Source organism: Oceanicella sp. SM1341 (assembly GCF_003448965.1).
Classification (GTDB): Bacteria; Pseudomonadota; Alphaproteobacteria; order Rhodobacterales; family Rhodobacteraceae; genus Paroceanicella.
In genome coordinates this window covers 1-13082 of the sequence record NZ_QRGC01000015.1, presented here as the reverse complement: position 1 = coordinate 13082, position 13082 = coordinate 1, and the positions used below count along the sequence as shown (strand labels likewise).

The 13082-nt window shown below is 72.6% G+C and carries 11 protein-coding genes; 6 read left to right on the top strand and 5 right to left on the bottom strand.

Features of this window, described 5'->3' with window-relative positions; translation table 11 throughout:
* Positions 1–3: 3 nt before the first annotated feature.
* From D3P35_RS14410 to D3P35_RS14395, 4 genes are all read right to left on the bottom strand, one after another.
* Positions 4–1479, bottom strand: a complete 1476-nt coding sequence (locus D3P35_RS14410; protein WP_198670625.1) for an FAD/NAD(P)-binding protein — start codon at positions 1477–1479, stop codon at positions 4–6.
* Positions 1480–1788: 309 nt separating this feature from the next.
* A complete protein-coding gene (locus D3P35_RS14405; protein WP_118135439.1) occupies positions 1789–2268 on the bottom strand; it encodes an Lrp/AsnC family transcriptional regulator in 480 nt (159 codons plus the stop codon).
* A 2-nt stretch (positions 2269–2270) separates the two neighbouring features.
* Positions 2271–2651: a hypothetical protein gene (locus D3P35_RS14400; RefSeq protein ID WP_118135438.1), complete on the bottom strand. Its 381-nt coding sequence runs from the start codon at positions 2649–2651 to the stop codon at positions 2271–2273.
* A 367-nt stretch (positions 2652–3018) separates the two neighbouring features.
* The gene (locus tag D3P35_RS14395) at positions 3019–3915 is read right to left on the bottom strand and encodes a LysR substrate-binding domain-containing protein (RefSeq protein ID WP_198670624.1); all 897 of its coding nucleotides are present in this window, start codon (positions 3913–3915) and stop codon (positions 3019–3021) included.
* Positions 3916–4029: 114 nt separating this feature from the next.
* Here D3P35_RS14395 and D3P35_RS14390 point away from each other — a divergent pair, with 114 nt between their 5' ends.
* The 6 genes from D3P35_RS14390 (at position 4030) to D3P35_RS14365 (ending at position 11655) form a co-directional block, all read left to right on the top strand.
* Positions 4030–5508: a sulfatase-like hydrolase/transferase gene (locus tag D3P35_RS14390; protein ID WP_118135437.1), complete on the top strand. Its 1479-nt coding sequence runs from the start codon at positions 4030–4032 to the stop codon at positions 5506–5508.
* Between the two features lie 65 nt (positions 5509–5573).
* On the top strand, positions 5574–6539 hold the full coding sequence (locus tag D3P35_RS14385) for a tripartite tricarboxylate transporter substrate binding protein (RefSeq protein ID WP_157982155.1): 966 nt from the start codon (positions 5574–5576) through the stop codon (positions 6537–6539).
* Complete coding sequence (locus D3P35_RS14380) at positions 6536–7009, top strand: tripartite tricarboxylate transporter TctB family protein (protein ID WP_118135435.1); 474 nt, start codon at positions 6536–6538, stop codon at positions 7007–7009. The genes D3P35_RS14385 and D3P35_RS14380 overlap by 4 nt, the downstream gene beginning before the upstream one ends.
* A 12-nt stretch (positions 7010–7021) precedes the next feature.
* On the top strand, positions 7022–8509 hold the full coding sequence (locus D3P35_RS14375; RefSeq protein WP_118135434.1) for a tripartite tricarboxylate transporter permease: 1488 nt from the start codon (positions 7022–7024) through the stop codon (positions 8507–8509).
* 52 nt (positions 8510–8561) lie between these two features.
* On the top strand, positions 8562–9530 hold the full coding sequence (locus D3P35_RS14370) for a formylglycine-generating enzyme family protein (RefSeq protein ID WP_118135433.1): 969 nt from the start codon (positions 8562–8564) through the stop codon (positions 9528–9530).
* A gap of 232 nt (positions 9531–9762) precedes the next feature.
* Complete coding sequence (locus tag D3P35_RS14365; protein ID WP_118135432.1) at positions 9763–11655, top strand: SulP family inorganic anion transporter; 1893 nt, start codon at positions 9763–9765, stop codon at positions 11653–11655.
* 276 nt (positions 11656–11931) lie between these two features.
* Here D3P35_RS14365 and D3P35_RS14360 read toward each other — a convergent pair whose 3' ends face one another.
* Entirely contained in the window at positions 11932–12732 is an 801-nt protein-coding gene (locus D3P35_RS14360) for a carbon-nitrogen hydrolase family protein (RefSeq protein WP_118135431.1), read from the bottom strand.
* Between the last annotated feature and the right edge of the window lie 350 nt (positions 12733–13082).

Sequence of the window (13082 nt, the reverse complement as noted above, 5' to 3'; positions counted from 1 at the left end):
CCGTCAGAAGGCGGCGCCGTGATGGCGCGCCAGGGACCGGGGGGAGGCCGCCGCGCCCGGCCCGGGCGCGGCGCGAAGGCGCGCGATGACACCGCGCGCCACGGCCTCGGCGTGTTCGCTGACCTGGGGAAGCCCCATCAGCTCGCCGAAGGTGCCGCGGGCCAGGGGGCCGGCGACGAACAGGTCGGGCTGCGCCGCCCCGTCCTGCCCCAGGGCACGGGACAGCCGGTCGCAGGCGAGCCCCAGCCCGGTGGTGCAGAGGCACAGGTGCCCCGCCCCCGCCAGCCCGGCGAGCCAGGGCGCGCTGCCCAGGATGCCGCCATGCGCGGGGCCGGTGGTCACCACCACCGCATCCACCAGCACCGCCTCGGGGCCCGGGCCGCGCCGGGGCGCGAGGGTGACGCGGATGGCGCCCGCGCCCGGCGCCCCTGCCCCGGGTTCGATCCCGGCGCCGAGCAGGCCCGCGGCGCGGATGGTCAGCCGCCCCTCGGCCAGGGCGCGGTCGAGCACCGCCTCGGCCTGGGGCGCGATGCGGAACCGGTGCACGTCCCAGTAGGGTCGCAGGTGGCGCACGATGCGCCGGCGCTCGCGGGCCGGGAAGGTCTGCCAGATGTCCTGGCCCTGGGCGCGGACGGCGTCGATCACCGCCTGCCAGCCGATGCCCTCCGCCTCGGCGGCGCGGATCATGCGGCGCACGCGGGCGACCATTTCCGAGGCCCGGCAGGGTGGCATGTCGGTGAACCGGCCATAGGGTGGCTGCGGCTCGGCCGCATGCCCCCGCGCGCGCAGGCCGCGCCGCGAGACCGCGAGCACCGGGCCGCGATGGCCGAGCCGGTCCAGCGTGGCGATCACATCGGCCGAGGTGAGGCCGTTGCCCACCACGAGCACCCGGTCGGCCGGGCCGATCCGGCCGAGCGCCGCGCTGTCTGTGCCGTTTCCGATCAGCCGCGGATGCCCGGCGATGGCGGCGAGCGCGCGCGGCAGGCCGGGCGCGGGATGGCTTGTCGCGATCACCAGCACATCGGCCAGCATCAGCGCGCCATCGTCTCCGGCGATCTGCCAGCGCCCCGCCTCGCGCGACACCCGCACCACCGCCTGGCGGACATGGCGGATGGCACCCGCGGCGAGCCATGGGGCGAGCTCGCCCGCGACATAGGCTCCGAACACCGCGCGGCGCGGGTAGAGATCGCCGCAGGCGCTGCGCACCGCGGGGTCGTCGTTCACCGCGCCGGTCTCGCCGATCCAGCGCAGGAAACTGCCCGGATCGTCGGGATAGGGGCTCATCCGGGCGGCGGAAACGTTTACCCGGTGGCTCGGCTCGGTGGTGCTGTAGGCCAGGCCGCGTCCCAGCTCGGGCCGGGGCTCGAACACCGCGACCCCCCAGCCCTGCGCGGCCAGCCCGGAGCGGGCCAGATGCAGTGCGACCGTGGCCCCGCTGAAGCCGCCGCCGATGATCGCGACCTGTCCGGTGAGCGGCATGCCGGCCGGCATCCCGCTCGTCCGCGGGCCGTCGGCCGCCGGAGCGGAGCCGCCGGGCCCCGCGGGGGCCGCCCCGCAGTCGTTGCAGCGCATGGATGTTGGCAACGTCATACTCCCTCACGGCGGGCCCGGAGGCCGCAATTCCGATAGTGAGATCCTATTTTCAGACAACAGAACGAGTAAATAGAGAGTTTTATTCGATTATTTCTGGATATTTAGAAAAATATTCCAATAGGTATTAAAACGACGATATTTACATGTAATTTATTTAAGTCGCATCTTCGACCGGGGTCGGCGGCTCTGCGCCGTTCATCTGCCCTCGAGGTCTATCGGCCAGGCCGTCGACGTCCGGACGGTTTCGAGCGAGAATCTCGAATTGATCGTCCGGCAGGGCAGCGCCTTGCTGAAGGCCGTGCAGAAGCGGTCGAACGCGTCCATGTCGGGCACGATGACCTTGAGGATGTAGTCGGCCTCCCCCGCCATGCGGTGCACTTCGACGATCGGCGGGAACTGCAGGGTTGCCTCCTGCAGGGCGGCGCGCCAGTCCGTCGTGTGCTCCGGGGCCTCGATCTCGACGAACGCCGTGAGCCCGAGGCCGATCTTCGACGGGTCGACCAGCGCCACCCGCCCGATGATGAAGCCGGCGTCCTCGAGCTTCTGCACCCGCCGCCAGCACGGGGTCTGGGACAGGCCGACGAGGCTCGCCAGCTTCGCGATCGACACGGTGGCGTCCCGCATCAGGTGAGAGAGGATCTTCCTGTCGATCCTGTCGAGTTTCACGTCCTTCATGGTCACATCCTCATCATCATCCTGCCCCAGGGCGGCGCGAGCGCGGCAAAGGCCCGGCGTTCCGCCAGGAGCAGCAGCCCCGGCTCCGGGGCGACGGGGCTCAGCCCGAAGACCTGCAGGCTGTGCAGCAGCAGCGCCTGCCAGACCGGGTCGCCCCAGCCGCTCCACGGGGCGGGCAGCACGATGGTGCGCAACCGGCACTGCGCCTCCGGATGCCCGCGCCAGATGCAGGCCCACCGGGGCGTGGCGGTGCGGATGCCCCAGGGGGTCGCGATGCCGATCGCCCGGGCCTGCTCCGCCCGGATCGGGGCGGTCGTGAGCCGCAGCGCCCCGCGCAGCCAGGCCGGCGCGGGCCCCGGGGGGATTGCCGATACCGGCTTCATCGCTGCCCATGCCGTTCCGGAGGCTGTCCCGATGCGTTCGTCCATCGCACACAAGCTGTCCTTTCCGTGCCCTGTCCGCTCCCGCCGGGCCGCAGCGACCCCGCGCGAGGCGGCTCCGTCTCTTTATCACCGTTAATACGATAGGATTAGTCGTGTTAAAAGCAAGAAATCTCTGCGCCGTCCGGCGACTTCTCCACAAGGCCTTGACGATGCGGGATTTTTCCGGCCGGCTCCTGCCGGAGCGCCTCTGCGCCGCGCGCGGCTGGCCCACCGCCCGCACGCCGCGGGAGCTCGGCGCATGCTCGCCGGGGACAGCGTCGCCCTTGCCTGCGGGCGATGCCGCGCCCGCCCCGGGCCGGGCGCGCCCTCAGAGCCGCCCGGCGGCGGAGAGCTGCTGCACCAGGGTGCGGAAGCTGCGCAGGGTGGCGGCGTCGTCGGACGGGCGCCAGGCCAGCACCAGCTCGGCCATCGGCGCGTCCGCATCGGCCAGCGGCAGGCACACCACCCCCTCCCCCTGCAGCGAGGAGGCCGAGCGGGGCAGCAGCGAATAGCCCAGCCCCGCCCGCACCAGCCCGGTCACCACGTGGCGCTGGTACACCTCCTGGGTGATGGTGGGCGTGCGCTTCAGCCGCTCGAACAGCGGGCGGAACAGGCCCAGGATGTACTGCGCTTTCGCCCCGGGCGCGAGGATCAGCCCCTCGTCGATCACCTCGCCCAGTTCCAGCGCCGCCGCTCCCGCCAGCCGGTGGTCCTCCGGCAGCACCACCACGTAGGGCTCGCGCAGGATCACCTCGGCCTCGATCGGCTCGGCGAGGTTCACCGGCCGGGTGAGCGCCACGTCGATGGCGCCGCGCAGCAGGGCATCGGCGAGCTCGGCGCTGATCATCTCGGTGAGCTCGAGCCGCACCTCCGGCGCGCGGCGGCGATACTCCGACACGATGAGCGGCAGCGCGCGCACCGAGGCCGCCTCCACGAAGCCCAGCCGCAGCCGGCCGATCTGCCCCTGCGCCGCCCGCCGCGCCGTGGTGACCGCGCTCTCGTAATCCTGCAGGATCTGCGCCGCGTCGCGCCGGAAGCTGCGCCCCGCATCGGTGAGCGACACCCGCCGCCCGGCGCGCGAGAACAGCACCACCCCCAGCTCGGCCTCGATCTTCTGCAGCTGCTGGGACAGCGCCGGCTGGCTGATGCCGAGCCGGGCCGCCGCACGCACGAAATTCAGCTCCTCCGCCAGCACCTCGACCGCCCGCAATTGCCGTGTGTCCATGCCCTCTCCTCGCCGTGAATAAGCATTGCTTATTTGACTATAGAAAACGATTGACGAAATCGAGGCGCAGGGAGGACCCATGACCAACGATACGATTTCACGCGAGCAACGCGCATGAGCCAGCGCCCGAACATCCTGCTGATCACGGTGGACCAGTGGGCCGGCGCGCTGCTGGGCCATGCCGGCCATCCGGTGATCGAGACGCCGACGCTCGACGCGCTGGCCCGCACCGGGGTGAGCTTTCGCAACCTCTACAGCGAATGCCCGGTCTGCATCCCGGCGCGGCGCACGCTGATGACCGGCCAGTCGCCGCGCAGCCACGGCGACCGGGTGTTCCGGCCCATGCTGCCGATGCCCGACGCGCCCACCCTCGCGGGCTGCCTGCGCGCCGGCGGCTACCAGGCCTTCTCGGTGGGCAAGCTGCACGTGCACCCGCAGCGCAACCGCATCGGCTTCGACGACGCGCTGCTGGCCGAGGAGGGCCGCCCGCAGCTCGGCGCCGTCGACGATTACGACATGTTCCTCGCCGAGCGCGGCCATGCCGGCGAACAATACGCCCACGGCATGTCCAACAACGATTACGTCTGGCGCACCTGGCACCTGCCCGAGGATTGCCATGTCACCAACTGGACCGCGCGCGAGACCTGCCGCCAGATCCAGCGCCGCGACCGTGACCGGCCGGCCTTCTGGAACATGTCCTTCACCCATCCGCACCCGCCGCTGGTGCCGCTGGCAAGCTACCTCGCCCGCTACAGCCCGGCCGAGATGCCCGAGCCTGCCACCGCCGACTGGGCGCGCGACCCCGAGGCCCTGCCCTGGGCGCTGCGCTTCGTGCGCAACTACCTGCCGGAGCGCAGCGCGCGCGAGCACCGCGGCCTGCTCGCGGCCTTCTACGCGCTCTGCACCCATATCGACCACCAGATCCGCATCGTCATCGGCACGCTGCGCGAGGAGGGCATCCTCGACGATACCGCGATCCTGTTCCTCTCCGACCACGGCGACATGCTGGGCGAGAACGGGCTCTACGGGAAGCGGCTGTTCCTCGATGCCTCGGCCCGGGTGCCGGGCATCTTCGTGGCGCCGAAATCCACCGGGGAGCGCTACCGCGGCGTGACCTGCGACGGGATCTACGGCCTGGCCGATGTGATGCCCACCCTGCTCGAGCTCGCCGGCCTGCCGGTGCCTGACAGCGTCGATGGCATCTCCATGCTCGGGCTCGACGGGCGGCCGCATCTCTACGGCGAATGCCTCGAGGGCCCGCGCGCCAGCCGGATGATCCGCCGGGGCGACTGGAAGCTGATCTGGTACCCCGCCGGCAACCATGTGCAGCTCTTCGACATGGCCCGCGACCCCGGCGAGCGCCGCAACCTCGCCGACAGTCCGGAGGACGCCGGCACCCGGGCCGAACTCGAGGCGCTGCTCCTCGCCGAGCTCTACGGCGAGGACCTCGACTGGGTGGAGGACGGCCGCCTCACCGGCTGCGCGGCCCCGCCGCTCACCCCGCCCGACGAACGCGGCCTTTCCGGCCAGCGCGGCCTGCACTACCCGCAACCACCGCTCGAGCTGAGCGGCAAGGTGGTGGGCGCCGGCTGACCCCCCGGCCGGGCAGCCCCTGCCCGGCCCACGAAACGCGAAACCCATCCATGGGAGGAACCAAGATGACCACGCGCAGAACAACGCTTCTCGGCCTCGCGGGCCTTGCCGCGGCCGCCCTCGCCGGCGCCGCCCTGCCCGCCGCCGCCGCCGATTTCCCCAGCCGGCCGATCACGGTGATCGTGCCGTTCTCGCCGGGCGGCTACACCGACAACGTCGCCCGGGTGATCGCCCAGGCGATCGAGGACAACGAACTGCTGAGCGAGCCGCTCGTCATCGTGAACATGGGCGGCGGCGGCGGTGCGGCGGCCTATGCCAAGCTGATGTCCTCGCCGAAAGACGGCGAGACCATCATGCTGTGGCAGTACAATGCGCTGATCGCGAAGGTGCTCGGCATCGGCCGCTTCGACATCGACGACATCGTCTCGCTCGGCTCCACGGGCGAGACCAGCCCGCTCTGGGCCGTGGGCCCCGACTCCGGCCTCACCAGCTTTGCGGACATCGAGGCGCGGCTGAAGGAAGAGCCCGGCAGCCTCATCGAGGTCGGCGGCATCGGCACCATCGCCCAGTTCGCCGGCGCCGGGCTGCAGCAGGCCGCGGGCATCTCCACCCGCTTCGTGAACGGCAACAGCGGCGCCGACCGCCAGCGCATGCTGCTGGGCGGCAATGCCGACATCTCGCTGTTCTCGCCCGCCGAGGTGATGGGCAACGACCAGCTCAAGCCCGTGGCCTCCTTCGCGCCCGAGCGCTCGGAGCAGCTGCCCGACGTGCCCACGGTCTCCGAGCTCGGCTACCCCGACGCGACCTGGGTGAACCCGATGTGGTGGATGGCCCCCGCCGGCATCCCGCAGGAGGCGATCGACACGCTCTCCGAGGCCTTCGAGAAGGCGGTGGCGACCCCGGAGGTGAAGCAGTTCTTCGAGACCTACGGCGACAAGGCGGTCTTCGTCGACGGCCCCGAGACCACGGCGCGGGCGCGCGAGCGGCTGACCGCGATCGAGGCCACCGCCGAGCAGATGCGCAAGCCATGACCCGCCGGCCCCATCCCGCAAGCGACCTGGCGCTGAGCCTGCTGCTGCTGGTGATCGCCGCCCTGCTGCTGGGCGGGGCCGCGCAGCTGCCGCCGCCGCAGTTCGACCCGCTGGGCTCGGCCGCCCTGCCCCGCATCCTCGCGGGCCTGCTGATCGTCTTCGCGCTGATCACCGGCGCGCGGGCGGTGCTGCTGTGGCGCGCCGGCGGCGCATCCGACGCCCTGCCCTGGTCGCCCGGGGCGGCGGCGCGCGGGGCGGCGGTGCTCGGGCTGCTGGTGGCCTTCATCCTCGTGATGGCGGCCGGGCTCGCGCCGTTCTGGGCGGCGGGCACGGTCTATGTCGCGGCCTCGGCGCTGCTGATCGGCGGCTTCACCCCGCGCCGGCTGGTCGTGACCGTGCTCGGCGGGCTGGCGCTCTGCGCCGTGCTCACCGTGGTGTTCACCCGTTTCTTCTACATCAATCTGCCGTAAGGGCCTGGCCTGATGACAGAGCTTCTCAACGCCCTCGCGGCGACCTTCTCCCCCGCCGTGCTGGCCTGCCTGGTGCTGGGCACGGCGCTGGGGCTCGTGGTGGGGGCGATCCCGGGGCTCGGCGCCTCGATGCTGATCGCGCTCACCCTGCCGATCACCTTCCACATGGCCAACGACACCTCGATCTCGCTGCTGGTGGGCGAGTATGTCGGCGGCATCTCGGGCGGGCTGATCTCGGCGATCCTGCTCAACATGCCGGGCACGCCGGCCTCGATCGTCACCACCTTCGACGGCTACCCGATCACCCGCAAGGGCGGGGCCGCGCGGGCGCTCTCGCTCGGCATCGTGGCGAGTTTCGCCGGCGGGCTGATCTCGGCGCTGTTCCTCGCCGGGCTCTCGCCGTTCCTCGCGAAATTCGCCCTGCGCTTCGGGCCGTGGGAGTATTTCGGGCTGATCATGATGGCCTTCGTGATGCTCGCCGCACTCGCGGAGGATTCGCTCCTGCGCGGGCTGATCGGCGCGGTGCTGGGCATGGCCTTCGCCCTGCCGGGGATCGACGCCTCCAGCGGCGAGGCCCGGCTCACCTTCGGGCTCGACCCGCTGCTCTCGGGCTTCGACGTGCTGCCGGTGCTGATCGGCATCTTCGCCATCCGCCAGATCCTCTCCGAGGCCGGGCAGGCCGCCCCGCCGCCGGAGATGGTGGCGAGCAAGGGCGCGCTGGCCTTCGGCAGGCGCGACCTCACCCGCTTCATGCCCAACATCCTGCGCTCCAGCGTGATCGGGACATGGATCGGGCTGCTGCCGGGCATCGGCGCCAGCGTCGCCTCGCTGGTGAGCTACGGCAGCGCCCGGGCCTTCTCGAAGACGCCCGAGCGCTTCGGCAAGGGCGAGGAGCACGGCATCGTCGCCAGCGAGGCGGCCAACAACGCCTCCGTGGGCGGCGCGCTCATCCCGCTGGTGACCATGGGCATTCCCGGCAGCGTGGTGGACGCGATCCTGATCGGGGCGCTGATGATCCACAACCTGCAGCCCGGCCCACTGCTGTTCCAGAACTCGCCGGAAGTGGCCTACGGCTTCATCGCCGCCTACCTGGTGGCGAATTTCATCATGCTGGGGCTGATGTGGATGGGCACCCGGGGCATCGCCCGGCTCACGCAGGTGCCGGGCTGGGCGCTCTTCCCGCTCATCCTGTTGTTCTGCGTGGTCGGGGCCTATGCCATCAACAACGACTGGTTCGATGTCTGGGTGATGCTGGGCTTCGCGCTGCTCGGGCTGGTGCTGAGCTTCGCGCGCATCCCGCTCGGGCCCTTCGTGATCGGCTTCGTGCTGGCGCCTATCGCCGAGGGGCAGCTGCGCACCGGGCTGATGTATTCCGACGACGGTTTCGCCGGGGTGCTGGAGCGGCCCTGGGCGGTGACCTTCCTCGCCATCGCCGCGCTCTCGGTGGTGGCCCCGCCGCTGCTGCGCCTCGTGAAGCGCCGGCGCAGCCCGGCCCCCTGAGCCTCCCGGGCCCCCTCCCGTGCGGCGGGGGCCCGAACCCGAAGGACATACCATGCAGGACCACCCGGTCGCGCCCGCGGGCGCGTGCTGCGCCGGCGGGCGCGGCACCGACACCCCGCCGCCGCCCCACCACGCGGACATCCCCCCCGCCGATGCCGCGACCCGCGCCGAGCTGCGCGCCCGGCTGCGCCCCGTGCCCGGCGGCTTCTTCGAGATGGGCGCGCGGCGCGCCACCTACCCCGCCGATCTCGACAGCCCGCGCCGCCGGGTGCGGCTCTCGCCCTTCGCCCTCTCGCCCACCGCGGTGAGCAACGCCGAGTTCGCCCGTTTCGCCGCCGCCACCGGCTGGCGCACCGTCGCCGAGACCGAGGGCTGGAGCTATGTCTTCCACCTGTTCCTGCCGAACGGCGGCGCGCAATACCCCTCCCCCGCCGGCCTGCCCTGGTGGCGCGCGGTGGAGGGCGCGAGCTGGGCACAGCCCGAGGGCCCCGGCTCCTCCACCGCCGGGCGCGAGACCCACCCCGCCGTGCACATCGCCTGGTATGACGCGCAGGCCTATTGCCGCTGGGCCGGCCTGCGCCTGCCCACCGAGGCGGAATGGGAGCGCGCGGCCCGTGGCGGCCTCGCCAACCGCAAGTTCCCCTGGGGCGACGCCCTCGCCCCCGGCGGCCGCCACCGCATGAACATCTGGCAGGGGCGCTTTCCCCTCGAGAACACCGCGGAGGACGGCCATGCCGGCACCGCCCCGGTCGACAGCTACCCCCCCAATGCCTACGGGCTGCACAACATGACCGGCAATGTCTGGGAATGGGTGGCCGACCGTTTCGGCCCGCCGCCGCGGCAGGCAGCACCGCTCGTCGACCCCAAGGGCCCCGCGGAGGGCGAGCTGCGGGTGAAGCGCGGCGGCTCCTACCTCTGCCACGAGAGCTACTGCGACCGCTACCACGTGCATTCGCGCACCTCGAACCCGCCGGATGCCTCCTCCGGCAACCTCGGCTTCCGGGTGGCGGCGGACCGATGACCGTTCCGCTGCCGATCGCCTGCGTTGCGCCGGCTCTCCTTGTGCCTGCCCCCCTTGTACCAGACAGCCGCCCGGGTGACCGGCGCCCGGCCGCCTGCCTGTCGCCTGCCCCTGCTGCGCCTCACCATCCGCCTGCCCCCTGCCCGCGGGTTGGCGGCCGCACCGCCATTCAAGCCTGACCGCGCCGCGCCCCGCCGCCGGGGGCGCGGCGCAGCCCCGAGAAGGACCCTCCATGGACCATCCGCGCCCCACCGTGCCGGAGCTCGACCGGCTCAGCGCGCCGGAGGCCGAGCGCATCGACCGCGCCCTCGGCCGCCAGCTCCGCCTCGGGCTGCGCCAGCTCGGCCACGAGATGCTCTCCCGCCCGGACTGGTTCGCCCTCGTCAACCGCCAAACCCTGCGCGCCGACCTGCTGGCCGGGCTCACCGGCGCCACGCTGGTGCTGCCCCAGGGCGTGGCCTTCGCCGCCATCGCCGGCCTGCCGCCGGAATACGGCTTCTACGCCTCCATCGTGCCCACCATCGTCACCGCCCTGCTCGGCTCGAGCTGGCAGGCGGTCTCCGGGGCGACGACGGCGCTCTCCGCCCTGGTCTTCGGCGCGCTCGCGGGCCATTTCACCCCCGGCTCGCCCGAGTTCATCTCGGCGGCGATCTCCATGGCCTTCCTCGTGGGGGTGTTCCAGATCCTCATGGGGGTCATGCGGCTGGGAACGCTGGTGGATTTCGTCTCCCACTCGGTGATGACCGGCTTCGTGGCCGGGGCGGCGCTGCTGATCGGCACCAGCCAGCTCGCCGCCCTGCTCGGGCTCGAGCTGCCGCGGCCCGAGCACCCGCTGCGCTTTGCCACCGAGCTTGCCACCCATCTCGGCCAGGCCGACCCCGTGTCGCTGGGCGTGGGGCTCAGCACCATCCTCACCGCGGTGCTGGCCCGGCGGATCTCGCACCGCCTGCCGCATTACCTGATCGCCCTGCTCGTCGCCACGCTGCTCGGGCTCGGGTTCGAGGCCGGCGGCGTGCCGCTTGCCACCGTGGGCACCATCCGCGGCGTCATCCCCTCCTTCGAGGTGCCCGAGCTCTCGCCCGGCTTCCTGCGCGACCTGGTCTCCGGCGCCTTCGCGGTGGCCTTCGTGGGGCTGCTGGAGGCGGTGTCGATCGCCCGGGCCATGGCGGCGAAATCCGGCCAGCTGCTCAACGGCAACAAGGAGTTCATCGGCCAGGGCGCCTCCAACCTCGTGGGATCCTTCTTCCACGCCTACCCCTGCTCGGCCTCCTTCACCCGCTCGGCGGTGAATTTCGAGAGCGGCGCGCGCACCCCGCTGGCTGCGGTGTTCTCGGCGCTCATCCTGCTCGCCATCCTGCTGCTCGTCGCGCCGGCCTTCGCCAGCGTGCCGGTGGCCGGGCTCGCCGGCATCATCATGGTGGTGGCCTGGCGGCTGGTCGATTTCGCCGAGATCGGGCACATGATGCGCAGCTCGATCTCCGAGACGCTGATCGCCGGGGTGACCTTCCTCTCGACCATCGTCATCGACCTCGAGTTCGCCATCTACGCCGGGGTGGCGCTGTCGCTCTCGCTGTTCCTGATGCGCATCGCCCGGCCGGTGATCGCGGTGCTCTCGCCCGACCCGGAGGCGCCGAGCCGCGCCCTGCGCCCGGCCCGGCTCTACGGGCTCGGCGAATGCCCCCAGCTCATCATCGCCTCCATGGAGGGCCCGCTCTACTTCGGCACCGTGGAGGCCACGCGGCGCGATTTCCACCGCTTCCGCATCGAGCGCCCCGCGCAGAAACACATGCTGTTCCTGTCGCGCTCCAGCGCGGAGACCGACCTGCCGGCGGCGGAGATGCTGCTCGAGGAATCCCGCCTGCGCGACGCGGCGGGCGGCAGCTTCCACCTCAAGATCGGCAGCCTGCGGCTGCTCAGCAAGCTCGCCCGTTTCCGCGTGGTAAAGGCCCTCGGCCGCGACCACATCCACATCTCCAAGCGCGAGGCGATCGCGCAGCTGGTGCCGAAGCTCGACCCCGCCATCTGCGCCAGCTGCACCGCCCGCGTCTTCAACGAATGTGCGCAGCAACCCGATGAGCGGCGCAAGGATACCCCTGCGCCCGGCGCCCCCGTGACCCGCCGTTGAACCGGGGCGCCGCCGGGGCGAACCCGCCTGCCCGCCCCCTCCCCCGGGCGCAGTGCCCGGAAAGCCGCGCCTGGGAGCCGCCGACACCCGGCGGCGGTGGCGCGCGCCCTGCCGGCGGGTCTGCCCTGCGCATCGCCCGGCCGCGGCGCCGCCATACCCCGGCGCCGCTGGGCCCATCCCGGCGGCACGGGGCGACGGCATCGGGCCCCGGCGGGCGGTGCAAACCGCCGGGGGCGATGCCGATCGGCCCGGCACGGTGACAGGGGCGGGGAGCGGTCAGCCCCCCGGGCCGGCCTCCCGTTCGCCGCGTGCGGCCCGCGCGACGTAGAGCGGATAGGCCGCCTGCTGGCCCGCGGCCACCTGCACCGGGTCGATGTCCGCGGTCACGAGGGGGCGGCGCGGGGAGGTGGTCGCGATGCGCCGGCCGGTCGGGTCGATGATGAACCCCCTGCCGCCGAAGACCGGAGCGCTGCCGCCGACCCGGTTCGAGCTCACCACGTAGGCCGCCGCGCCGAGCGCTGCCATCGCCCCCGCGATGTGCCAGGGGGCGAGATCGCTCCCGGTGGCCCGTGGCGCGGCGATCAGCGCGGCGCCGTCGAGCCCGTATGTGCGCGCGCGCTCGCTGAACATCAGCTCGGTGCACAGCAGCATGCCGCTGCGCAGGCCGGCGATCTCGCGCACGCTGAAATCCGTGCTGGCGGTGTGAAACCAGGCGGTTTCGTGCCAGCCCGGCTCGGCCGGAAACATCTGCTTGCGATGCAGTGGCAGGATCTGGCCATCGACCAGGCACACCGCCTCGTTCGCCAGCCGCGCGCCCTCGCGCACGGGGCGCGAGGTGAGCACCGCCGGCACGCCGAGATCCGCCATCGCCCCGAGCCCGCGCCGGTGCGCCTCGATCGAGCGCTCCGCCGCCGCCTCGCAGAACGCCACACCACCGGCCAGCCAGTTGCCGAACGGCATCTCGTTGGTCACCAGGATGTCGGGGGCGGCATGGCGCACCCGCCCGGCGATGGCCGCCCAATCCCGCGAGCCGGCCTCGAGCCCGTCGGGCCACTCCACTGCGCTGACACGAACCATTCCGTTGCTCCTTCCGCCCGTCTGGCACCCGCCGCCCCGCCCGCGGCCGCACGGGTCCGCTACCGGTTTCGTGCCGCCGGGCGGCCCTGCGCCCGCCGTCCTGTGCGAGCGCACGCGTGGCAGCACGACATGGCCGCCGCAGAGGCAGGGAAACTGCCCCGTCCGTCCGACGAGGACAACCCCGCCGGCCACGGCGACGCAGATCACCTGCCTGTCCGCCGAGGGCGCCCCGCTCCGGTGCCACATCCGGCGGCCCGGGGCGTTCCTGCGGGGTGCGGCTGTCCCGGCCCCTGCGGGGGCCGGGAAGCGGGTGAGCCGCCGCCGGCGGGGGGGTGGCCGGCGGCGGTTCG

Bases quoted from the DNA above. Each gene is read 5' to 3' on its own strand.
- D3P35_RS14410 (WP_198670625.1), bottom strand. From the start codon at position 1,479: ATGCCGCTCACCGGACAGGTCGCGATCATCGGCGGCGGCTTCAGCGGG.
- D3P35_RS14405 (WP_118135439.1), bottom strand. From the start codon at position 2,268: ATGAAGGACGTGAAACTCGACAGGATCGACAGGAAGATCCTCTCTCAC.
- D3P35_RS14400 (WP_118135438.1), bottom strand. From the start codon at position 2,651: ATGAAGCCGGTATCGGCAATCCCCCCGGGGCCCGCGCCGGCCTGGCTG.
- D3P35_RS14395 (WP_198670624.1), bottom strand. From the start codon at position 3,915: ATGGACACACGGCAATTGCGGGCGGTCGAGGTGCTGGCGGAGGAGCTG.
- D3P35_RS14390 (WP_118135437.1), top strand. From the start codon at position 4,030: ATGAGCCAGCGCCCGAACATCCTGCTGATCACGGTGGACCAGTGGGCC.
- D3P35_RS14385 (WP_157982155.1), top strand. From the start codon at position 5,574: ATGACCACGCGCAGAACAACGCTTCTCGGCCTCGCGGGCCTTGCCGCG.
- D3P35_RS14380 (WP_118135435.1), top strand. From the start codon at position 6,536: ATGACCCGCCGGCCCCATCCCGCAAGCGACCTGGCGCTGAGCCTGCTG.
- D3P35_RS14375 (WP_118135434.1), top strand. From the start codon at position 7,022: ATGACAGAGCTTCTCAACGCCCTCGCGGCGACCTTCTCCCCCGCCGTG.
- D3P35_RS14370 (WP_118135433.1), top strand. From the start codon at position 8,562: ATGCAGGACCACCCGGTCGCGCCCGCGGGCGCGTGCTGCGCCGGCGGG.
- D3P35_RS14365 (WP_118135432.1), top strand. From the start codon at position 9,763: ATGGACCATCCGCGCCCCACCGTGCCGGAGCTCGACCGGCTCAGCGCG.
- D3P35_RS14360 (WP_118135431.1), bottom strand. From the start codon at position 12,732: ATGGTTCGTGTCAGCGCAGTGGAGTGGCCCGACGGGCTCGAGGCCGGC.